At 32.7% G+C, this 22,300-nt stretch carries 20 protein-coding genes and 13 tRNA genes; 1 reads left to right on the top strand and 32 read right to left on the bottom strand.

From position 1 onward, the window contains the following. Positions 1–92: 92 nt before the first annotated feature. The 32 genes from C1X07_RS24875 to C1X07_RS01440 all read right to left on the bottom strand — a co-directional run bounded on the left by C1X07_RS24875 (position 93) and on the right by C1X07_RS01440 (position 21,740). Entirely contained in the window at positions 93–269 is a 177-nt protein-coding gene (locus C1X07_RS24875; protein WP_164914070.1) for a hypothetical protein, read from the bottom strand. Between the two features lie 170 nt (positions 270–439). Next, positions 440–513: transfer RNA gene (locus C1X07_RS01565), tRNA-His, on the bottom strand. A 6-nt stretch (positions 514–519) separates the two neighbouring features. After that, positions 520–590, bottom strand: a tRNA-Gln gene (locus C1X07_RS01560). Between the two features lie 12 nt (positions 591–602). Beyond that, positions 603–674, bottom strand: a tRNA-Arg gene (locus tag C1X07_RS01555). A gap of 7 nt (positions 675–681) precedes the next feature. After that, positions 682–755 (bottom strand) — tRNA-Leu (locus tag C1X07_RS01550). A 4-nt stretch (positions 756–759) separates the two neighbouring features. Next, positions 760–833, bottom strand: a tRNA-Leu gene (locus tag C1X07_RS01545). Between the two features lie 9 nt (positions 834–842). Further along, positions 843–917, bottom strand: a tRNA-Glu gene (locus tag C1X07_RS01540). 5 nt (positions 918–922) lie between these two features. Further along, a tRNA-Pro gene (locus tag C1X07_RS24870) sits at positions 923–994 on the bottom strand. A 74-nt stretch (positions 995–1,068) separates the two neighbouring features. Continuing rightward, positions 1,069–1,141 (bottom strand) — tRNA-Asp (locus tag C1X07_RS01535). A gap of 3 nt (positions 1,142–1,144) precedes the next feature. After that, a tRNA-Tyr gene (locus C1X07_RS01530) sits at positions 1,145–1,227 on the bottom strand. A gap of 11 nt (positions 1,228–1,238) precedes the next feature. Beyond that, positions 1,239–1,311 (bottom strand) — tRNA-Cys (locus C1X07_RS01525). 4 nt (positions 1,312–1,315) lie between these two features. Next, positions 1,316–1,392, bottom strand: a tRNA-Asn gene (locus tag C1X07_RS24865). A 6-nt stretch (positions 1,393–1,398) separates the two neighbouring features. Next, positions 1,399–1,485, bottom strand: a tRNA-Ser gene (locus C1X07_RS24860). 9 nt (positions 1,486–1,494) lie between these two features. Then, positions 1,495–1,624, bottom strand: a tRNA-Lys gene (locus tag C1X07_RS24855). A gap of 800 nt (positions 1,625–2,424) precedes the next feature. Beyond that, positions 2,425–2,976, bottom strand: a complete 552-nt coding sequence (locus C1X07_RS01520; RefSeq protein WP_103068213.1) for a 3'-5' exonuclease — start codon at positions 2,974–2,976, stop codon at positions 2,425–2,427. A gap of 42 nt (positions 2,977–3,018) precedes the next feature. Further along, positions 3,019–3,564, bottom strand: a complete 546-nt coding sequence (locus C1X07_RS01515; RefSeq protein WP_103068212.1) for a hypothetical protein — start codon at positions 3,562–3,564, stop codon at positions 3,019–3,021. Positions 3,565–3,566: 2 nt separating this feature from the next. After that, entirely contained in the window at positions 3,567–4,091 is a 525-nt protein-coding gene (locus C1X07_RS01510; RefSeq protein ID WP_103068211.1) for a tetratricopeptide repeat protein, read from the bottom strand. Beyond that, positions 4,088–4,789, bottom strand: coding sequence for a peptide chain release factor H (gene prfH / locus C1X07_RS01505; protein WP_103068210.1), 702 nt, complete (start codon positions 4,787–4,789; stop codon positions 4,088–4,090). The genes C1X07_RS01510 and prfH overlap by 4 nt, the downstream gene beginning before the upstream one ends. A 6-nt stretch (positions 4,790–4,795) precedes the next feature. Then, positions 4,796–5,485 carry a hypothetical protein gene (locus C1X07_RS01500; protein ID WP_103068209.1) on the bottom strand — a complete coding sequence of 230 codons (690 nt, stop codon included), beginning with the start codon at positions 5,483–5,485 and terminating at the stop codon, positions 4,796–4,798. Positions 5,486–6,373: 888 nt separating this feature from the next. Continuing rightward, positions 6,374–7,564: an IPT/TIG domain-containing protein gene (locus tag C1X07_RS01495; protein WP_103068208.1), complete on the bottom strand. Its 1,191-nt coding sequence runs from the start codon at positions 7,562–7,564 to the stop codon at positions 6,374–6,376. Positions 7,565–7,613: 49 nt separating this feature from the next. Further along, positions 7,614–9,101, bottom strand: coding sequence for a RagB/SusD family nutrient uptake outer membrane protein (locus C1X07_RS01490; RefSeq protein ID WP_103068207.1), 1,488 nt, complete (start codon positions 9,099–9,101; stop codon positions 7,614–7,616). A 12-nt stretch (positions 9,102–9,113) separates the two neighbouring features. Beyond that, entirely contained in the window at positions 9,114–12,248 is a 3,135-nt protein-coding gene (locus tag C1X07_RS01485; RefSeq protein WP_103068206.1) for a SusC/RagA family TonB-linked outer membrane protein, read from the bottom strand. A gap of 361 nt (positions 12,249–12,609) precedes the next feature. Next, positions 12,610–12,801, bottom strand: a complete 192-nt coding sequence (locus C1X07_RS01480; protein ID WP_103068205.1) for a cold-shock protein — start codon at positions 12,799–12,801, stop codon at positions 12,610–12,612. An 80-nt stretch (positions 12,802–12,881) separates the two neighbouring features. Further along, entirely contained in the window at positions 12,882–14,192 is a 1,311-nt protein-coding gene (locus tag C1X07_RS01475; RefSeq protein ID WP_103068204.1) for a DEAD/DEAH box helicase, read from the bottom strand. A gap of 70 nt (positions 14,193–14,262) precedes the next feature. Beyond that, entirely contained in the window at positions 14,263–15,555 is a 1,293-nt protein-coding gene (locus C1X07_RS01470; protein WP_103068203.1) for a DEAD/DEAH box helicase, read from the bottom strand. Between the two features lie 368 nt (positions 15,556–15,923). After that, a complete protein-coding gene (locus tag C1X07_RS01465) occupies positions 15,924–16,454 on the bottom strand; it encodes an NADPH-dependent FMN reductase (protein WP_103068202.1) in 531 nt (176 codons plus the stop codon). Positions 16,455–16,456: 2 nt separating this feature from the next. Continuing rightward, positions 16,457–16,879, bottom strand: a complete 423-nt coding sequence (locus C1X07_RS01460; protein WP_103068201.1) for a MarR family winged helix-turn-helix transcriptional regulator — start codon at positions 16,877–16,879, stop codon at positions 16,457–16,459. 91 nt (positions 16,880–16,970) lie between these two features. Beyond that, entirely contained in the window at positions 16,971–17,636 is a 666-nt protein-coding gene (locus C1X07_RS01455) for a LytR/AlgR family response regulator transcription factor (RefSeq protein ID WP_164914069.1), read from the bottom strand. An 8-nt stretch (positions 17,637–17,644) separates the two neighbouring features. Then, positions 17,645–18,688, bottom strand: a complete 1,044-nt coding sequence (locus C1X07_RS01450) for a sensor histidine kinase (RefSeq protein WP_103068199.1) — start codon at positions 18,686–18,688, stop codon at positions 17,645–17,647. 14 nt (positions 18,689–18,702) lie between these two features. Further along, positions 18,703–18,912, bottom strand: coding sequence for a DUF6250 domain-containing protein (locus C1X07_RS25345; RefSeq protein WP_394335661.1), 210 nt, complete (start codon positions 18,910–18,912; stop codon positions 18,703–18,705). Between the two features lie 78 nt (positions 18,913–18,990). Further along, entirely contained in the window at positions 18,991–19,392 is a 402-nt protein-coding gene (locus tag C1X07_RS01445; protein ID WP_103068198.1) for a hypothetical protein, read from the bottom strand. Between the two features lie 23 nt (positions 19,393–19,415). Then, positions 19,416–21,740, bottom strand: a complete 2,325-nt coding sequence (locus C1X07_RS01440) for an outer membrane beta-barrel family protein (RefSeq protein ID WP_103068197.1) — start codon at positions 21,738–21,740, stop codon at positions 19,416–19,418. A gap of 207 nt (positions 21,741–21,947) precedes the next feature. Here C1X07_RS01440 and C1X07_RS24740 point away from each other — a divergent pair, with 207 nt between their 5' ends. Next, complete coding sequence (locus C1X07_RS24740; protein WP_128755172.1) at positions 21,948–22,157, top strand: hypothetical protein; 210 nt, start codon at positions 21,948–21,950, stop codon at positions 22,155–22,157. Positions 22,158–22,300: the final 143 nt, after the last annotated feature.

Raw genomic sequence — 22,300 nt, 5'->3', positions numbered from 1 at the left:
CCCTTCGATATACCCGTTAGGCATAACGTTTTAATCTATTTTCATTACAAAGATGAAATCTATATATGCAATCATATTGCGTAGACAAAAAATCATTTATAAAAAATGCGATGTTTGTCATTTTTGCTCTTTACCTCTTTAGTACCAGGTGGGTATAATGCTTTACTCATTGCATTGATGTAATTAGAAGCCCACTTTGATAGCACTCTTGTGATCAAAAGCTTCCTGTTTTTCTTTTTTTCTTGTGTACTAATAAATTGAGTTTCCATAATAATTAGTTGAATTGATTAAACATTATTTTAAAAATTGGTGGAACAAATTGGGTTTGCTCATAGAGTCACTATTTGATAACTCAGCATTTGCGAATGCCTGGCATTTCGAATCCGTATCTTCGAGGCTTCAATCCTGTGTATTGACCAACTTTACCACTGTTCCTTTTGGGTGTACTCCGGGACTCGAACCCTGTTCTTCCCGTTCACAGCGGGGTGCTTTACCAGATAAGCTAGAGACACCATTTTGATGACCTGAAAGGATTCGAACCTTTACACCAAGAGTCAAAGTCTTGGATGCTACCGTTACATCACAGGTCAACTTGTAAGCTGTAAGCTCAATAGGATTTGAACCCGTACTCCAAGGTTCGTAGCCTTGTGTGCTATCCATTACACCATGAGCCCATTGCCGTACTCCACCTTGGATTCGAACCAAGACTGCACGGGGCTTAAACCCGATGCCTCTTCCAGTTGGGCTAGTGGAGCATAGTACAGGGAGAGAGACTCGAACTCTCAAAATTCTGATTCTAAATCAGACGCGTTTGCCAGTTTCGCCATCCCTGTATTTGTTAATGGTATTCCGTAGGGGAATCGAACCCCTAATTCCACATAGAAAGTGTGGCGTCTTAACCATTTGACTAACGGAACATTTGTCTGAGAAGCAGGATTCGAACCTACGACCTCCCGCGTCCAAGGCGGGTAAACAACCACCGTTATCTTCTCAGGATATTTGCAATACCAATGTGATCCCCTAAGATCACACTCAGGATAAACCTCTCATCCCTTTGGTTCTGCTTCGCAGTACCGACGGGATTCGAACCCGCGACCTTCCGAGAGACAGTCGGGTGCACTAGCCATTGTGCTACGGTACTAAGTGGAAGTAGTAGGACTCGAACCTACAAGCTACAAAGAGACCGGATTTACAGTCCGGCGAGCCAACCAATTGCTCAATACTTCCATGCGCTTAAGAGACAAGGATGAGATTCGAACTCATAACTAACAGATTTGCAGTCTGCAACCTTAACCATTCAGTCACCTTGTCATTGCGATACCGGTAGGACTTGAACCTACACTTTGAGAGTTAACAGCTCTCTGCTCTACCATTAATTTAAGCTACGGTATCTTTTTGCGGAGGTTAAAGGAATCGAACCTTCACTGCTTTTATACAGACTTGTTTAGCAAACAAGCGCAACGAACCAATATTTGCCTACCCTCCATTAAATAGTTGACATGGCGGGGATTGAACCCACATCTTCTCGAATAAAAGTCGAGTGCTTTACCCCGGATATACATTCTAACTTCCTATTTAGGTTTTGAATGTGAAATCGGGATTTTTCCAATTAAGCTACACGTCAATGTGTATAGTTTTCAATATGTCAATGAGCAATGTGCATAAAAAAAGACGCCTTGTCCGGGCGTCTTTTTTATATCTTGATATATACATAAGCTAAATTTTTATGATCATCATTTCTATAAAACAGACACTCCGTATGTTCATCACAGAACAATATTCTCTTTGCTTTCCAAAAAGTTGATTTATAATTTGTTTTAAACTACTCGGTATCATTTATCTATGTTTTGGTATTATTAAATACTGCAATCGATAGTATTCATCTTTTGTTTCGATTGCGATGCAAAGATGAATACTTTTTTTTAATTTACAACATTTTTTTAAATTTATTTTATTGACAATCAATTAGTTATAGTTAAAATTAGGCATAAGAATCCCTGTCCGTTTTTCAACAGATTTTGGATATTTTGGCAATCGACTGTCTCTCTGATGCTTACTTTCCAAATACTACTTTTTATGTACTAATTAACTTTTATCCATATTTTCAAAAAAAATCAAAAAAAAACGTCCAATTTCTTGGACGTTTGTAGTTATATCTAGTTTTTGCTTTAAATCATTGCATAAATTATGATCAAAAATAGCTACTTAACGCCCTGTTTCGAATTGATAATTGACCTATCACTCGATAATCACACTTACTAAACAGTGTTTTGGGTTCGATATGTAATCTATTTTGTTTCATTTTGAAGTACAAATATCAATAGTTTCTCCTGTAAATTCCAAATTAATTTTGAAGTTAATTTTATTGCACACATATATTAATAGAATGATTTGTATACATTTTTTCCATCTTCTAATAATTATTCACTTAACACTTTTCAAGCACCAATCCAATATTTTTGCAATATTCTTTACATCATCCACCCCGCGATGATGTGTTCCTTCCAAGGGGATTTCTAATATTCCTAATGCTCCTTTCATTCCAACTTTTTTTCGGATGCCTCTCGCTTCAGAAAAAAGAGTTTTTACATTAATATGATCTGATGATAATGGATACGCTACCCCTCTTAAAGAGCATTGCTTTTTCAACATATTCAAATCGTACTGTCCATAACTCGCCCATGTATATTCATAGCCTCTATATTGGGTTCTGAGTATCTTACATGCCTCTTCGAACGAAATCCCTTCTCTATTCAATAATTCTTGGGTAATAGTTGTCAGTTCTGTACAAAAAGGACTAACCTCTGATCTTTCTGGTTTAATTAGTATTCCTTCGTTTTTAGAAATAGCGCCGGTTTGAGTATTTAAAAGACAAACACCTATTTCGATAATTTCATTGACTTGATCTGGTGGTACAGGACCATTCCAACAGGTCGCTTCTAGATCTATAATTATAATGGTATCTGTAGTATTCATTTTATTATATTTTATTGTCATTCTTAATGACATATTATTTGTTTATAGAGGAATTGTTACTAGTTCCTCACGATTAAATGGATCAATATTTTGTTCCAGTAGTTTTACAGTGGATTGTACCGCCCAACATTTATCACTTGAATGTATATTAGAATACATTCCTAATAAAAAAGAAGGTTCTACTATTGTCCACCCTTTTATTGTTCTGTTTGGGATCTCTGCTCTGACAAAAAAATCAATAGTAATCCTGATGGATTTATCATTAGCCACGGTAATAACTTTTTCATACCTTCTAAAATTTTCATCACTTGGTAATTTGTCATATCGAGTCCATACTTTCTCAAAACCATTTTGTAAAAGTATACACATCACTTCTGCAACATCTTTTGGATATACAAATAGATCTATATCTTTATGATCATGTGCATGTTTATATTCGATATGCCCTTCTGGTGATAAAAAATGCCATGCCCAGCCTCCTGATAATATTACTAAATCTTGTAATGGTTCTAACTCTTCTAGTGAGCATTTTATTCTAAATTCTGGCCATACTTCACCGTATCTTTTTTTATTATGCGCTGCTCCCATTATTATTTCTTTTTTGTTTTTTTTGAAGAAGATTTACCTTTCTTTTTTTTAGGCATTTTATTTTTAATCCTCTCCTTTTCTTCATTTATCTCATTCATAAAATGATTGTTATATGTATTCTTCTTTGCCAATTTCAGCCATTTTAATGCCTTTATATAGCTTCCTTTTTGCTCAAAGAGAATCCCTTTCTTTAGCAGTAACATTGCTTTATCTGTTCCTTTTACTGTTAGTGCAAAATCAATCAGTTTTTTAGCCTCATTATAATCTTCATTCCATAATAATACGTCGATATACTTTGGGTAGATATCCAAAGCATACATATCTTCTGCCAAAGCCTGTTGATAGTAGTCTTTTGCTATTTGATAGTTTTTCAAAGATTCTGCGTATATCTGTCCCATAAGACCAAGTGCTATTGGATTTTTTTGATCATATGACAGCGCATAATTCAAAGACTCAACTGCTTCTTCCAAATTATATGGATAAGCGTCTAATGCTTGAAATAGATATTTATCCAGTAAATTGCTCATTGTTTGTTTTTTAATTCGTTTTGTAATTCTTTTTTTAACTGATTTCGCTTATTCTTATACGTTTTTGTATTTTTTTCTTTTTTAAAATCAGTTCCTTTAAATATTCTAGTAGGGTTACCCCTTTTCACATTTAGATGATTTTCCCATTGATCAGATAAAGATTGTTTTAGTTTTTCTAATTGTATTTCTAACACTTTATCTTTTAATCGCTCCACTGCAATTTTTCGATTCTGATGTTGGGATCGACTATCCATTGCTACTACATTTGTTCCTGTGGGTTTATGAATTGCTCTTACAGCTGAATTAACTTTATTTACATTCTGCCCACCAGGACCAGAACTTCTCATAGTTTGAAAACTGATGTCTCTTTCATCAATTTTTTGTGTATGCAACTGATCTAATTCATAAATCCCTATAAACCAATTTTTTCGTTTATGATACTTACGAAAAGTTGAAGTTCCTATCCATTGTACTGATCCTAACCAATTCATGATAAAGGATTTTACTTCTTTTCCTTGTAATTTGATAGTTACAGACTGTATTGTACCATTCTCAGTACCCTGTATTCTTTGAATAACAGTATAGGTTAATCCAGTTTGTTTTACTTCTCCTAAAAATACTTTCTGCACCTGCGCTACAACCCAACTGCATTCTACAGGACCTCTGCCTGCTGTTATTTGTATGATTTTTTGATTCATCTCTCCTTAATTTTTTTCCCATGAAATTTCTTCATGAATGATATTTTTGATGGAATATTTGGTTAAACTTCTAAGCTCTTTTTTCATTTTTAGTTTTTCTTTTCTGTACTTAGATATTTGCCAATAATCTTTCCACCCATTTCCTTTTTGACTTATTTTGTAATATTCGTTTTTTAAGAGTTTTTGTTCTAAAAGCGCATCTTCACTCTCTAATATAGGGTCTATTCTTTTACTATGGGTAACATATGCTTTTGTGAACTTGATTTTGTAGGTATTTTGAGGAAGATTAACATAAAACCTAAGCCTTAGCTTTTTCTTCTCTGTATAATAATTAAAAGGAACACATAATCTTTTTGCACCATCATTTAACTGATTATATCTACGTCTACTCAACGTTGGAATATCTTTATTGATAAGGTATTTAGAGGTTTCTGCTTTCCATTTTCTATCTGCTTCTTCCTTGCTTCTACCCCAATAAGATTTTGGTAAACAATCATGTATTTCAAGAATATATTTTTGATTTTTATACCGCTCAATATTCTCTGTTATTACCAATTCTTTAAACCAACCGTGACGTATGGGTTTATCCAATTTAATATATCCTAATTCTCGCTGCTCTTTCCAGATTTGACGTTGTCTCTTACGAATACGACGAATTTCTTTTTGTTTTTGACCTTTGTTATGTGCCGGTTTCATTAGACATCGTTTTACATTTATAATTGTCTTTTTAAAAATGATTCCAGCAAATCTCTTTAGATCTCTGAAATCTTAATCGTGTTGATCATAAAATTTCATACTGTTGATTTTAAAATGAATATTTGTTTCTCGAGGATTCTTATACAGATCTTAAGTAAGGGCATGACAATGATGCATCAATCCAAAATGAAGTGTAAAAAGTCCTAAACTAATGCGTTGTGGGACTTCTATCTTTCTTATAAAGAGTAATTAATTAGTGAAGTCCCGAAGCATGCACAAAAAAGAACCTCGTTCTTTTTTATATCGCAATATGTGTCTACATAGTTCATGCTACTTCGATTATTTAAAGGTTAATTATAATGTTTTGCAATTCTTGAACTGCGATGCAAATATGTAATCATTTTTTGAAACACGCAAATAAAAATCAACTTAATTTTCTAAAGACCAGATAGTTACGTTAATATTCAGACATTACAACTCCTGTCCGTTTATTAACAGATACTATATCATTTGATAACCTACTGTAGTTATGAAGCTTATTACTCAAACAACATTTTGTTAGATAGAAACAGAATTTATAAAAAACATAAAAAAAGCGACCAATTTCTTGGACGCTTTTGCTTTATATTATCTTATTATAGTTTTATTTCCTATGTTTTTGATTTGAAAACAGCTTTGCAGCGTCCTTTTTATATGTAAAAAATAATAACATAGGCTTAAAACTTGCTTTTTGATTCTTAAATATGATGCAAATATGTAATAAATAGATGTAATATCAAAATTCTAAAAATACGCTGTACAATAAACAACAGCGATAGCAAATAATGCTATCGCTATTTAAAATTCGAATAAACCAATTCAAATAGTCATATAAAATATGAAGCTGATTTATTCTAGGTAGGTAATTATTAACTCTGGCTGATCTACATCATAGGTTTCGGCTTCTCTACCTCCAGTACTACTAGTAGTCCCACTACTTGGACCACTAGCTTCCATTATAAAATTGATACTATTTCCTGATAACCAATCTCCTCTATCAACAATTTCCTGAACTATCTCTGATAAATCAATTGTTTTTTGGGCAGGTAGCTTATCTCCCGTTGCAACCCATTCTGGGATTTCCCAGATGGCACTAGCAGTTGTTTTTGCTCTATTACTTAAATCAAAATCCGTAGTTGTATATACTCCTGAATTACCAATATTTTCTCCATATATAGTCATTTCTGTAGGGTCTGAACCAGTATTATCACAGGTAAATTGGATACTTGCAGAAGCAATAGTTGCTCCTATTGGTATCGCTACATTATTAAATCTAAGTCCAATTTTCTGCAATCCAAGATCAGGAGTACCGTAGGTGTCAAACTCACCAAGTTCTAAATCACTACTGGTTAATGTCATCCTTCCATCTGCTGCTTCTTCTACATCTCCTTCTTCTTCGTCGATAGGAATTGTTAATGTTATTGCAGGAGGAACCGTAAAATCTGGTCCTGTTACTGTAACACCTTGTACTGTTACTACAATTGCACTTACTCCTTCTGCAGCATCTGTTGGCACAGAGGTAGTAATAGAAGTTGCAGTTACTTGACTTATTACGGCTTCAACTCCATTAATAACAACTATATTTTCTTCTATAATTGTGCTAAAATTGGTTCCGGTAATTACAATTTCTTTCCCGGCAGCTCCTCTATCCGGAGTTACAGATGTAATTGTTGGTGGTGGCAAAGTAACATTAAATACAGGACCTGGTGCTTCTTCATTGTTTACGGTCACATTAACATTCCCAGAAACTGCATTTACAGGTACTATAGCCGTAATAGAGTTTATTGTCGATGCTGTAACTGCAGCAGTTACTCCGTTAAAGGTTACTAAATTACCTTTTGGTGTTGTACTAAAATTGGTACCACTAATAATGACACTTGTACCTATAATACCACTTTCTGGAGCAATACTCTTTATAGTTAGTGGCATTGCGGGACCTGATGTTTGATCATCATCTCTGTCACAAGACCACAAAATGACGCAAGACAGGAAACTCAGTAATAAGAATGATTTTACTCTTGCTATTATTAAATTACTCATATTCTGTTTATTAAAATTATTATATTTTTTTCCAACTATGTAGCATTCTCTACAGCGGGTTTTGTACTAATAATGGATTAGCATCTAGCGCATCTTGTGGTATTAAAAATTGCCATCTATTATCTCCTACAGGCACATCGAATATTACCGCCAATGAGGCGATGTGGTTAGCTCCATTTCTATTAAGTGGTAAATTCATACGTTTTAAATCATAAAACCTAAAGCCTTCTCCCCATAATTCCCAGCGTCTTTGTAGTAAAACTTCATCAACCAATGCCGTACCTGTGTTGGTTGATAATGTGTAAGAAGGATCTCTAACAATTGCATAATCAAAAAGAACATTTACTGCAGAAGCATCATTTAAACGAGCTTTAGCCTCTGCTTCTATAAGGTACATTTCTGAGACTCTCATATATGGCACATCCATTCTGCTATCCCCAGTACTAACCGCAATAAATTTTTGACTTGTATAAGGCTTAAGACTATGTCTTGATGATATCTCTATACCTGGTGGTAATGTTGGGTGTAACCCTGTAGGGTCAAACAATGATTTTCGTACGTCTGTAGCTGGAATTGTATTGTATAAAGTACTATTAATAGCTTTAGGGTTTCCTCTAATATTGGAAGAACTGTAATTTCTAGATATAAATGCCCCATAGTTACCAAAAAAATCGGTTTGATCTTCTTGTATAGTACTTCCCCACATCCACTCTTCACTAGTAAAATCACTAAAATTATTAAAGTAATCATTTGCAGACATTAACGTATATCCAGCTCTCGCTATTTCTGCAAACTCTGCTGCAACGGCATAATTACCTTGCACCAATGCTACTCTTGCTTTGAGACCTTGAGCAACACTTTTATCCAGGTGAGATTTATTTGGTCTTGAATATTCTTCTAATGCCACTATCCCGGCATCCAAGTCTTTATTTATTTGCGCATACACTTCTTCAACAGTTGCTCTTGCCAAAGGCTCGGATTCTGTAGTTAAACGAATTGGAACTCCTAATTGAGAATTATTGGTTCCCGGCACATACCTTTTACCATATAGTTGAACTATTTGGAAATGCGCCCAGGCCCTATATACTAATGCTTGTCCTACAGCTGCATTTTTATCAGGTATCGGTCCAACTGCTTGATCAGCGCCATTAATAACTATGTTTGCATTTCTAATAATTCGATAATATGTTCTGTACGGAAATAAATTATCACTATCATTGGCATTAGTATGATCAAGCCATTTATAGGTATTGATAAACCAATTGTTTGCATTTGCAGTCATAACGTAATCATCACCTAGAGCCTCATTTTGTAACATAAGGGCTCCTATACCACTACGACCTTGACTACCATATCTTATATATAAAGACCTGTGAATACCGTTGATGACTAAAAATAAGTTATTTGTAGTTGCCGTAGCACTATCTATGGATACATCTTCTGTGGGCAATTCATCGAGGTAATCTTCTTGACAAGAATTAAACACAACACTTGCCAGTATTAAGATTACTAATATCAGTTTGTTATATGTTTTCATAATTTCTTTTTTTTAAAATGTTACGTTAAACCCTACTGTTATTATTCTCGATGGAGTAAATCTATTTGAAGTTGTTCCGTTAAAATTCTGACTAGATTCTAATCCTTGCCTTTTATTAATTAAAAACAAGTTTTCTCCACTCATGTAAAGTCTTGCTCCGCTAACACCAAGTCTGTTCACCAATTCTCTATTAAAATTATATGCAAGGTTTACTTGTCTTAATGCCAAATAATCTGATTTAACTAACCATCTGTCGGATGCAGCTCCAAAGGCACTGGTTTGGTTTACATCCAACCTTGGTACATCAGTAATATCCCCAGGTTTTTGCCAACGATTAAGAATATCGTTACTCAATGCAGTTCCATATTGACCAGAGTGCAATAGTCTTCTATAAGCAGAATCATAAGTTTCACCACCAATTTGATATGTGAATGTAAAACCTAATTCAAAATTTTTATATCTCAAATCATTTGAAAAAGAACCAAAAAGGTCTGGTGTAGCAGTACCCCCAAAATCAAAAAGCGCTTTATTTTGGTTAGTTGTTACGGCAGTTCCATCTGATGCTGTTCTTACATCGTCATCTCCTATTGCTCCAAGTTCTGTATCGAGTACATAAAGACCTGATCCATCAGTGGGGTCAACTCCATACCAATCTCTTAACCAATAGGCAAAAATATCTCCTCCAACCACTAATTTTTTTGTTCCATCTATTATCTCTTTCTGAGGTAATTCTGTAATTTCATTATTGAGTGTTGCTGCATTTATGTTTAATTTCCAACCAAAATTTTCGGTATCAAAGATTCCTACATTCAAATCTACTTCTAGACCTTTATTAGTCATACTCCCAATATTATCAGGAAAATCATCTAAACCTTCAGAAACCGATAATGGAACAAAAAAGAGTAAGTCTTCTGACTCTCTGTTATAGTATTCAACTGTTCCCGAAATTCTATTGTTTAAAAATCCAAATTCAATTGCAGCATCGGTCTGAATATTAGTTTCCCAAGATAAATCGGGGTTTCCTTTTGCTGAAGAAATGATTCCTCCTTCTGCTCCATTATTAAAACCTAAACTAAGTAGGGCTTGACTAGCATAAAAATCACTTCTAGAACTATTACTCCTAAATATATCATCATTTCCTACTTCTCCATAAGAAGCTCTAATTTTCAGTGTACTAAGCCAATCTACACCGTTCATAAAGTTTTCTTGATCTAACCTCCAAGAACCACCAACTGCGAAGAAGTTTCCCCATCTGGCATCTTTATCAAATCTGGAGGAAGCATCTCTTCTTGCGGATACATTTAGATAATACTTATCATTATAATCATAAGTAATATTACTGAAATATCCTTCTCTGGTTAATCTTCTGGTATTAGATTCTAGATCCAATGTGGTGGTAAAGTTAATTAGTTCGGTATTTCCGTCAGCGATTATTCCTGATCTAAATCCTGTCAAAAAATTTCTTTCGGTTTCAAAATTTTCATGCCCTAATAGAACGCCAACGGTATGATCTCCAAAACTTTTATTAAACTTAAGAAGTTGATTGTAGTTAACTGTTGTATTAACAATTGCGTCTCTTTCTGCTCTACCATCAGGAGAACCATCGCCAACTACAGGGTTATCAAATCCCTCGGTGTTAAAAAAGCGCTTATCCAGGGCTGCATTAAACGTGAAAGTAAAATTTTGTAAAAACTTAACCTCTCCATATGTTCTAGCATTAAAAGAGAAAATCTTATCAGAATCAATGTTTAAAATAGTTTCTTGTATTACATTTCTTCCACTAGAACTACCGACTCTAGCTGTACTGCTATCATATATTCGATTACCTGCATCATCTAGTAAAAAAGCTCCAGTTGTAGGGTTATGCAAAAATACTGGGTAAATTGGAGCGATTTGCCTGGAGGTTCCAAATGGATTGACTAAACTGCTACTTGAACCATCAGCAGCATTGTTAGATGTACTTGTTGCAACTGACAAATTTATTCCGGTTTTAAACCACTCCTTTAAATTACTATTTACATTAAGACGACCGGTAATCCTTTCGAAATCAGATTTAATAATGTATCCATCTTCTTTCAAGTAACCAATTGAGGCAAAATAATCGGTATTATCACTTCCTCCACTATAGGAAAAATTTAAATTTGATCTATATCCAGTTCTAATTAATTGATCCTGCCAGTCTAAATCATCTTCGTAAAGTAATTTTGCCGACGGATTAATTGCTCCATCGGTCAGAACAATTTGATCATTTGGCACATTAAACGGATTGACCCCCAGATTATCAAAAATCTGATCACTAGCCATTTGATTTGCATCTGTAACCGGGGTTGTACCAGAAATTGAAAATCCATTTCTTAGTGCTTCCCACATTAACATGTAATATTCTGAAGCATTAACTCTCTTATACTCTTTAATGCTTCGCGAACTTACTCCTTGGCTAACATCCAGAGAAAAAGTATCTTTCCCCTTTTTTCCTTTTTTGGTAGTGATTAAGATTACTCCATTTGCAGCTCTACTTCCGTATAATGAGGTCGAGGCTGCATCTTTTAATACCGATAAACTCGAAATATCATTTGGATTTATACTAGAAAAACTACCTACAAATTCTACTCCGTCTACTATAATTAAAGGGCTACTGGACGCATTGATAGATCCAACTCCTCTAACTCGAATACTTGGGCTCGATCCTGGCTGCCCATTTGCTGGGGTTATTCTTACTCCTGGTGCCGCTCCATCTAATGCTGTTAGCACGTTTGTTAATGGTCTATCCAAAATTTCGGCAGCACTAATTTGATTGACAGATCCTGTAAATGATGACTTACTGGCTGTACCATAAGCTACTACGACAACTTCTTCAAGTTGAGCTGCATCCTCGACCAAAATAATGTTCATTGATGATGTCGCCTTAGTTTCTTGGGTAATAAATCCTATGTAAGAAAATACAAGGATCGAGTTACGATCTGTTTTAAGAGAAAAATTGCCATCAAAATCAGTTTGAGTTCCTGATGCTGACCCCTTTACAACAACAGAAGCTCCAGGTAAAGGACCATCTTTTGTAGAAACATTTCCTTGTACAACAATTTCTTGTGCAAAGGATGTAGCACTTAATAAAATGCATACTAAAATGTAATAGTACTTAATTTTCATAAATGTAATTGTTAATTAGTTAAAATGATAATAGTGTCTACTAAGTATGACGTAGAAATGATTACCACCCCCTAAACAGTAATTACGTTTTTTATAAAAAAGAGTTCTGGTTAATCTGGAAAGAGAAATAATGAAAACCAATAATAAAATGACGTTAAAACATCATAAACACCTAAAAAACAACATTTTGAAAATCAATATTTTTGTCCTACAAAAACTTATTCCGAAGTATTTTTATCTGTATAAGTAAGTAATAGCATAAAATTATCTTATCACTAATTAATCACTCTGAATTGATCAAAAAAAAGACCTACCCAAAAAAATGGGTAGGTCTTTAATACAAAGTTAAAGCGTATATATGTTAGATAACTTTTACGTTTACTGCGTTTAATCCTTTTTTACCTTCTTTAAGATCAAATTCAACTTCATCACCTTCACGAATTTCATCTACTAATCCAGAAATGTGTACAAAATACTCTTTGTTCGAACCTTCTTCAGTAATAAATCCAAAACCTTTGGCATCATTGAAGAATTTTACTGTTCCTTTACTCATTATAATAATTTTAATTTAATAATTACTATATGAATGTCAAATATAGTGCCATAAATTTTTATGTCAGTACTTTTTCTTTTTTAGAGTATTGTAACTCGTACTTTCTTTTTTTTAAGTCTGCTATTATTTAACTTCGTCACAAGCTCTCGGGCAATGGTAACCGGTACTGCAACAAAAGTGCAATCTTGTTTTAACTCTATAACTCCCAACTGGTCTTTTGCAAGGTTACCTTGTTTAAAAAACAAACCCGCAATATCTCCTTTGGATATTTTATCTTTTCGACCGCCAGAAACAAATAGGGTTTCCCAATATTGAGGTTTACGATTTGCAATTTCTGAAACATCTGCAGGAGTAGTTTCTGGGATAAAATCTCGCAGTAACTCTTCTTCCCATTTAATGATGTAAGCTGTACCTTTTTCATTAACCCTAGCTGTTCTCCCATTTCGATGTGTAAACTCTTCCTTTGAATACGGGAGTTGATAATGAATAATAAATTTCATCTCAGGGATATCTATCCCTCTTGCTGCCAAATCCGTTGCTAGTAATATCTGATGAGTTCCATTTCTAAATTTGATCAAAGAACGTTCTCTTTCCTTTTGTTCCATGTCACCATGAAATGTGCCATGATTAATATCATTACGATCTAAAAAAGAACTAACTTCCTGAATATCCTTTTTAAAATTACAAAATATAATCCCTGGCTGATTTCCTATATGGTTCAAGATATCTAAAAGGCTACCTAATTTATTTTTTGTTGGAGAAACTACAGTTTTGAATGTTAACTTTGAATCTGATTGTTTCAGAAAATTAACAATTGTAGGTTCGTTTAATTTCACAAAACCTGGAACACTAACTCCCTGTGTTGCTGAGGTTAATATACGCTTAGACAGATTTGTTAGCTGACGAGTAATATTTTTCATTTCTACCTCGAATCCGACTTCTAAAGATTTATCAAATTCATCAAGCACCAATGTTTTTATGTTTTTGGTAGAAAATCGTTCTTGCTTTAAATGATCAGCTATTCTGCCAGGAGTACCAATCAAAATTGCTGGCGTATGTTTTAGTTCAATTTTATCCTTTGATGTCGCTCTTCCGCCATAAACGGCATTTACTTTATATCCAGAACCCATATTACGTAAAACTTGCTCTATTTGCATAGCTAGCTCTCTAGTAGGTACCAAAATAAGTACTTGAACATCATTGCATTCTGGGTCCAAAAGATTTATAATAGGTAATAAAAAAGCTAAGGTCTTTCCTGTTCCTGTAGGAGAAAGTAATATAGTATTTGATTTTTTTTGTATTACAGAAATGGCCTGCTGCTGCATTCGATTCAATTGATGAATGTTTAGTTTTTGTAAAATTTCGGCTTGAGATCTTTTAGTATTGGCCATAATTCTTGTTTTTAAAGATTAGCGTTTTCTTTTTTTTACATTTTTTATTTTGTCGTAAATACTAACGCTTTTAGTGCTGTTCGATATAATTTGCTAGGATTTTATCAATTAATTCTTCTTTAGTAAGATGATGAAAAACGGTATGTACTTTTTCTTTAAAATCCGATGAAATTTCTCTATTGGGTTTTGTTTTAAATACCTTTTTTGCCCATAACAATGTATTATTCTCCTCTATACTCTGAGGATTAGCTTTGTTATATTTCCTAAAAGATATATCCAATTCGTGCTCAAAGTCTCCAATTTCATATTCTTCTTCCTTTTGTATTATGGTTAGCGATAAACCTTTTGCTCCTGCTCTAGCTGTTCTACCACTTCTATGCACATAGGTCTCATATACATCAGGTAAGTGATAATGTACCACATATTCAATTTCTTTCACATCAATTCCTCTTGCTGCAAGATCTGTTGCTACCAATATCTGAATATGACCTTCTCTAAACTGTCCCATGATTCTATCACGAATTGGCTGAGACAAACTACCATGAAGTGCTCCAGAAGAAAACTTATGAATCGCCAGGTTTTTTGCCAGTTTATTTACGGCGGCTTTGGTTTTGCAAAAAATAATACCCCGTTTGCCTTCATTTGAAGTTAAAAAATACTTTAAAACATCAAGTTTTTCTATAGGCTCTACTACCACGTATTGGTGATCTATCCCTTGATGCCCTACTGTTTCCATTTCAGATTCGACTTGAATCACATGTTTAGACATATAATTCTGTATCAATTGCTTAATAGCACCTGGCATTGTGGCAGTAAACAAAATAGTCTTTCTTTTTTTAGGGAGTTCTTTTACAATTTTATCAAGACCATCTTTTAACGAAGTTACCATCTCATCGGCTTCATCCAAAACCAAATATCCTGCATTCTTGATAGAGATTGCATTTCTATTTATCAAATCAATCAAACGTCCAGGAGTAGCAATAACAATATGGGTTGCCTTAGTTAAACGTTCTATCTGTGGTTTAATTGGTGTTCCTCCGCAAATAGAAACAATGGAAATATCTGGTAAGAATGAGGCAAAAGAGATCAAATTCGAATAAATCTGTTGTCCTAACTCTCTAGTTGGTGCAACTATGACGGCTTGGATCTCTGGATTATCAGTATCAACTAATTGCAAAAGAGGTAACCCAAAAGCAGCAGTTTTTCCTGTTCCAGTTTTGGCCAAACCTACAAAATCTTCTTTTTGATTTAACAGAATTGGAATTGCTTTCTTTTGAATATTGGTTGGAACATTGATATCTAACTCTGAAAGCCTTCTTTGGATGGACTTATTAATACCAAGTTCTAAAAACTGTTTTGACATAGGATATATTTATATACAAATGGATACTTACTCTTTTAATAACCTTAGGAGTTTATGTTTCTCAAGCATTTTACAAAACTTAGAACAATTCTTATGCTCATTTACGAGTCCAAATGTTAGCTTTTTTAATGCAAGCGCGAAACTACACCTTTTTATTATAACTTACTTATTTTTAAGGGGGAATGGTGTTAATAATTTTACATAGTCTGTAATCTGATTAAAAATTTTGAATACTACTTTTTTGAGTACACCTATACATAATTATATCAAAAAAAATAAACACAACTATAAATAGTTGTGCTTACTAAGAAATTCTATTGGTCAATGCACCAATATCATTCACACTTTCAATTTGCTAGATATTTGTTTTAAATAGCTTTTTGAAGTGCTTCAATTTTTTCTTTTAATGTAGTATTCAACTCAGGGTTGATTAATCCTTCTTCAGAAAAATTATCATGAAACGCTGGTAAAGAGAAATCTGCAACAATATTTCCCCCTAAATGCGGGAAAGAAGTCTTTGCCGTCTCAAGAACAGTTGCTCCTCCTCTTCCTCCTGGTGATGTAGCCATTAACAACATAGGCTTGTTTTTCCATACTTTTTGATCAATTCTTGACAACCAATCAAAGGTATTTTTGAACGCTGCTGAATAAGAACCATTATGTTCTGCAAGTGATACAACCAAACCATCTGCAGTATTTATAAGATCATTAAGCTTTGTCGCTGCTTCTGGAATACCATTCTCTGTTTCTGTATCAATTCCATATAGAGGTAAGTTAAAATCATTTAAATCGACTATTACAATTTCAGAATTGGTTATTTGCTTTGCGGCATGGACTGCTAATGTTTTATTAATTGATTTCTTACTATTGCTGCCTCCTAATGCTATTATTTTTTTCATTTTTATTCTCCTTTTAATTTTTTAATTAACTTTTTTAATGTTATTGCTTCTTCTGTGCTTAAATTGTTAAGCATTGGCTTATGAAAATTATCAACTTTTGTATCCAACTTTTTTAGTAATTCTAACCCTTCATCAGTAATTATAATATCCATTTTACGTCTGTCTTGGGAGCATAGTGTTCTTTCTACGAGACCTTTGGCTGCCAGTTTATCAACAATACGAGTTACATTACTAGAACGCTGAATCATTTTTTCTAATATTGTGTTTACAGATATTGGATTGCCTTTGGCTCCCCTCAAGATTCTTAATACATTAAACTGAGGTTCGTAGATATCAAATTCTTTTAATTCTTTAGAAACAGAATCTGTGATCCAATGCCCTGTTCTTATAATTTCTAAAATTGCTTCAAGATATTCCTTATTCATAACAACTACATTATCTGTATATACAAATATATTGTATGACAATTTAGTACACAAGCTTAAATACATAATTATTCAAAAAAATTCATGTTTTTTATGACTTGAGTTTACTAAAAAATTGCTCTTTATAAGTTTTACTTATTGGAATTACCATGTCTTCAATAAAAATTTGATTTCCAGTTATCTTAGAAATTTTGTCAATATTAATTATGTAAGAACGATGCACTTGCATAAAACTGAATCCTTGTAGTTTTTCATTCCAATTTCTTAAGCTATCTAAAATAAGAATGCTTTTCTTTAGAGTCACCACTTTTACATAATCTATTTCTGCTTTAAGAAACAAAATATCCTCAATACTTATATTATACAAAGTTTTATCCGCGTATAAAAACAAGTTATTATCTGCCTCTCTATTTTGTTTCTTTCGGTTATTTCTTACTCTATTTACCGCTTTAAAGAAACGTTCATATGAAAATGGTTTTAATAAATAATCTACTACTGCTTCTTCAAAAGCTTCAATCGCGTAATTAGGATATGCCGTGGTTACAATTACAACCGGAGGGTTATTAAGTGTTTTCAAAAAAGATAAACCGTTTAATTCTGGCAATTGAATATCTAAAAACAGTAAATCTACTTGCTCTAATTTTTCTTGCGTAATATCTAATCCACTTTCATATACACCTAAGCAATTTAAAAAAGGAGTTTTTGATATATACCCTTTTAAAACATCTTGCGCTGGGCTTTCATCTTCCAAAATCAAACAATCCATCATAATATTATTTTAAGAGTTACCTTAAAAACATCTTCTTTATCATCAATTTGCAGTTCATGCTTATTTGGATATAGGTGTTGTAATCTTTTTTTTGTATTACTTATACCAATACCACTTTCTTTCCATTCATTATCAATATCCTCTTCAATAGTTCTGTTATAGGGATTTATACAACAAAAACCAAAAACACCATCTTTTAATTCAATCCTAATAATTATATTATGATTTGAGCCTTTTAATAAGCTTGTATACTTAAATGCATTTTCTATAAACGAAATTAATAACAAAGGCGCTATATTTTGTTCTACATTATCAATAGTTACATTAAAATCAACTTTTACTTTGCTAGATAATCTTTCCTCCTGTAAGCTAACATAGTCCTTAATATGTCTAATCTCTTTCTTTATAGGAACTTCTTCTTTTTGTCCTTCATGGAGCAGGTATCTAAAATTACCTGATAGTTTTAGGATCATTTCTGCCGTTTTATCCTCTTTTTTTAAGGCACTAGAATATATTGTATTTAAAGTATTAAATAAAAAATGTGGATTTACTTGTGCTTTTAGCGCCTGTAGTTCGGAGCGTCTCTTTTCTTTATTCAAGGTATCGAGCTCATATTGTTTCTTGTATAATTTTTTCATAGAGTAAATGGAAAAAAAGACGATACCAAAACTTGTATGAGTTAAAGAATTTGCAAAAAAATGTTTCCAATAATGCCTACAACAACTTTCAAGAAACTGATTATGATAAAATCCATCTAACCACTCATATACTGCCAGGTTTATCAAAAAAAACAGAAGGAGTATTACAACATTCTTTTTCTTATTATTTTTTGGAAAAAACCAGAAATATAAAAAATATGATATTGTCATTTTAAAAAACAATGCAAGTAACTCATGAGTAAAAGGCATGTTATACCCTCCTTCTTTTCCAAAATATTTTACGTAGGGATAAAACAAAACCATTACCCAGATTACAATATGAATTAGGGGTTCTAATTTTAAAAACTGGAAATAGGCATTTTCTTTTTTGGATATGACCATAAAATACGCTCTTATTATTGATGTAAAATTACCAGATCCTTGATTGATGCTTTTGCATAAATTGGAGTTTCTCCTGTTGTACCACTTACCCTAAAAGCAATATGACCACCAGATAGAGGCTCACAGTCCTTCATATCAAAAATAACTTTGTCATCTAATTTAAACCAAATTCTTGAATTTTGGTTACCTATCTCTACGGTATACCATTTATTTGTTTCTACAATATTGTTAGGTATGGTTTGCCGAAAACCTAATGTAAAAGGGTTTATATTCTTATAAAAAAATGGTTTGTATCCATGTGATCAGTTATTAAATGTAATATTATAATGCTCTAATTGTCTTCGCCATTGCCAAATACTATTTTTTTCTATTCCAATGGGAATAGAAATTTTATTACTATTTCCTGGATCTGATGCAGATACTAAAACAATTAATACAGATGATTCTGACAACGCTTTTACTTTATACTTTAAGATCACATTTCCCATATAGCTCTTAGGACTAAACAAAAAATAACCATCTGATTCTGCTACTTCCTCAATGATGAGTTCATCTGCATTTATGGTAACTTTTCCTTTACCCAGAGTTTGCCAACCTGATAATTCTTCAGGTGATATTTTTTCTTTACTATATTTCTCCTGACCACTTAATTCGTAAGTAATTAGTGATATTATTGTAAAACAAATTAATATTAGTGTTTTCATATTTTATACTATCTATTGTGATTCTAATGCACTCCCTGATCACCATAATCTCTATCTTTTCTATTCCTGTTTCGTGAAGCTTTGGTGTTTTTAAAAAGTTTATAATTTAGACTTAACAATACTCCAAATGTTTGAGATTGAAATCTCCATATTGTTTTTCTTTCTACCTCTCTGGTTATAGTCGTTCTATGAAACAAGTTTCTATCAAACACATCGATAATTCTCAAGCTACCAGTCAATCTATTGTTTAAGAATTTTGCTCTAGCAGCAAAATCCACCCTGTTTCTTGAATCTACAAAGCTAAAGGTGCTTTGTCTTTTTGGAGTATGTCTATAACTAATATCAGCACTGATCTTCTTATTGATTTTGAATGTGTTTTTGAAAATAATGTTAGATTGGTACAACTCATCCCAAGTAATTAATTGAGTAGTATTTATTTTTGAAAAGTAATAATTGGCGGCACCTTGCATTGTCCAAAATGGAGCTATTCTATATCTTACATCCATTTCAATTCCATATGACTGATTTGTTCCTATATTATCAAAACTGATGGTTTGTACGCCTTCAGTATCAATAGTAGTTAACCTCTCAATAATTTCTTTTCTATGACGATAAAATACAGATGATGATATATTCAACATGTTTTTATCAAATTGATAGTTAACTTCAAAGTTATCACTCAATTCAGATTTTAGATTAGGGTTCGCATTCCATCTAAAATATGGGTTACCTAATTGAAAAGGATTTATATGATGGATATTAGGGCGTGAAACACGTTTACTATACCCAAAGTTAAAAGTATTGTTGTCGTTCAATTTATATGATACATGCAAAGAAGGAAAGAAATTAGAAAACTTTAAATCTGTAGTTTCTAAAGTAGTAGTATTAAAAGAATCTGATTCAAAATTTTCATATCTCAAACCAACTTTCCAATCGAGTTTGTGAATACTAAAACTTGTTAACGCATAAGCTCCCAAAAGACTTTCTTCGTACTCAAAATTACCATTGGTATTTGTACTGTCTGTATGGATACTTCTACTACTTTCTACTTTCTTCCCATTCCATAACACACCGGCTTCTAAATTAATTTTATCAGATAATGGTAAAGTATAATCTAATGCCAGGAAATTTATGGTATTATCATTTTGAAGATTTTCATCAAACAGAAAGATATTATTTTCAAAATCTATTGCAGGATAATCATTGGTATTGGTATTACTATTATATTCTAATTCAAGAAAATGACCTTCTTTTTTAAAGTTTGTCCTGTAGTTACTATTAAAAACTAATGTTTTATGATCGTGAGATGATCTTCTTAAATAGTTAAAATCTGGTCTATCTGTAAGGTTGAAGTATAGTGAATTATTATGAAAGCTATGATAATCATCGGTGTAGTTAAATTCAAAAGAAAATTCATTATTATCATCAATAAAAAAATCAAAACCTGAAGCTATTTGCCTAACCATTCCATTAAAGACATGAGGTGTATAAATACTTTGTCTTCTATTATCATTAAAAACTTGATGAATTGTTTGCTCGCTATCCATTTCTCTTCCTCCTTGTGAGGCGTTTACTCTAAAATTTAAAAAAGAAAAGTTATAATTACCATTAAAACCATAACCATATCGTTTGGTTCCTACTGATGAATTTAGGTCAACATTTAGGCCAAGAGCCTTATTTTTCTTTAAAACAATATTGATAATCCCAGAAAGACCATTAGCCTGATTCTTTGCAGATGGGGATGTAATTATCTCTATTTTATCTACCATAGCTGCAGAAATTTGTTCTAAAGTTTCGGTAGTACTCAAAGCAGAAGGTTTTCCATTAATCAGTAAACGAACATTATTACTCCCCCGAAGTGAAACCGAACCAGTTCCTAAATCAGTCTGGACCTCGGTAATCTGATCAAAGGCTTCTAATAAAGTAGCACCAGCTTGTTGTAGATCTGCTCCCAGATTAATGACTTTTCGGTCTATTTTTAATTCGGTAGTGGTACGCTCCCCTTCTACTACAACCTCTTCCAATTCATTTTGTAAAACCTTTAGAGAGATTACTAGATCTTCTACATTACTAACATCTGATAACTGTACAGTATAGCTATCATAACCAATAAAGCTAGCACGAATATTTGTAAATGTTTTACTGGTAGTTAGTTCAAAATTTCCAGATTCATCTGTAGATGTACCATCAACCAATTGATCATTATCATAAAGAGCAATCGTCGCAAATGGAATTTTTTCTTTAGTAATATAATCAACAACAACACCCTTTATATCAGTATTCTGAGAATATACTAGTCCACTATTTAGTACAAAAAATAAGATAAAAACATCTCTGAAATGCATCATATTTTAAATCATTTAATTTGCTATGATTCAAATGTGATACAAGTATGAGTTTTATAAAATTTTAATCTGTAAGTGTGCTTTATCGCTCTGTGAAATTATCTTTTTTACCTTTTATGTTTATAAGAGTTAAACGAACCATGCCTTTTTATTATGTATACTTCTTTAGACAGCAAATTAGAACCTAAATAAAATTATAATATACCTCATGTGATATTAAACACTCACCACGCCAAATATTATCATCATTATATCAAAACGGGTAATCCCCGTAATATTTTTAATATTCCCCATAATGGTGAGTATAAGTTTAACTATGGTGACGACTATATTTGGTATGGTGAGAATGAGTTTAACCATGGTGATGATCATATTTGGTATGGTGAGCATGAGTTTACCTATGGTGATGACCACATTTGATATGGTGATTATAAAAAAGTATCCCGGGATCAGTAATAATAATGCTTTATGATTTACTATTACTACTAAGATGCTTCGTAAAAGTAATCGGAATTGTTTATAAACATACTTACTCTATTATATATTTTATCCTCCAATTATTT

This window comes from Aquimarina sediminis, from assembly GCF_002895435.1.
Classification (GTDB): Bacteria; Bacteroidota; Bacteroidia; order Flavobacteriales; family Flavobacteriaceae; genus Aquimarina; species Aquimarina sediminis.
The sequence above is the reverse complement of the archived record's forward strand: the minus strand, read 5'-3'. Positions and strand labels throughout refer to the sequence as shown.

Coding starts and splice junctions, on each gene's coding strand:
- C1X07_RS24875 (WP_164914070.1), bottom strand. CDS start 269: ATGGAAACTCAATTTATTAGTACACAAGAAAAAAAGAAAAACAGGAAG.
- C1X07_RS01520 (WP_103068213.1), bottom strand. CDS start 2,976: ATGAATACTACAGATACCATTATAATTATAGATCTAGAAGCGACCTGT.
- C1X07_RS01515 (WP_103068212.1), bottom strand. CDS start 3,564: ATGGGAGCAGCGCATAATAAAAAAAGATACGGTGAAGTATGGCCAGAA.
- C1X07_RS01510 (WP_103068211.1), bottom strand. CDS start 4,091: ATGAGCAATTTACTGGATAAATATCTATTTCAAGCATTAGACGCTTAT.
- prfH (WP_103068210.1), bottom strand. CDS start 4,789: ATGAATCAAAAAATCATACAAATAACAGCAGGCAGAGGTCCTGTAGAA.
- C1X07_RS01500 (WP_103068209.1), bottom strand. CDS start 5,485: ATGAAACCGGCACATAACAAAGGTCAAAAACAAAAAGAAATTCGTCGT.
- C1X07_RS01495 (WP_103068208.1), bottom strand. CDS start 7,564: ATGAGTAATTTAATAATAGCAAGAGTAAAATCATTCTTATTACTGAGT.
- C1X07_RS01490 (WP_103068207.1), bottom strand. CDS start 9,101: ATGAAAACATATAACAAACTGATATTAGTAATCTTAATACTGGCAAGT.
- C1X07_RS01485 (WP_103068206.1), bottom strand. CDS start 12,248: ATGAAAATTAAGTACTATTACATTTTAGTATGCATTTTATTAAGTGCT.
- C1X07_RS01480 (WP_103068205.1), bottom strand. CDS start 12,801: ATGAGTAAAGGAACAGTAAAATTCTTCAATGATGCCAAAGGTTTTGGA.
- C1X07_RS01475 (WP_103068204.1), bottom strand. CDS start 14,192: ATGGCCAATACTAAAAGATCTCAAGCCGAAATTTTACAAAAACTAAAC.
- C1X07_RS01470 (WP_103068203.1), bottom strand. CDS start 15,555: ATGTCAAAACAGTTTTTAGAACTTGGTATTAATAAGTCCATCCAAAGA.
- C1X07_RS01465 (WP_103068202.1), bottom strand. CDS start 16,454: ATGAAAAAAATAATAGCATTAGGAGGCAGCAATAGTAAGAAATCAATT.
- C1X07_RS01460 (WP_103068201.1), bottom strand. CDS start 16,879: ATGAATAAGGAATATCTTGAAGCAATTTTAGAAATTATAAGAACAGGG.
- C1X07_RS01450 (WP_103068199.1), bottom strand. CDS start 18,688: ATGGTCATATCCAAAAAAGAAAATGCCTATTTCCAGTTTTTAAAATTA.
- C1X07_RS01445 (WP_103068198.1), bottom strand. CDS start 19,392: ATGAAAACACTAATATTAATTTGTTTTACAATAATATCACTAATTACT.
- C1X07_RS01440 (WP_103068197.1), bottom strand. CDS start 21,740: ATGATGCATTTCAGAGATGTTTTTATCTTATTTTTTGTACTAAATAGT.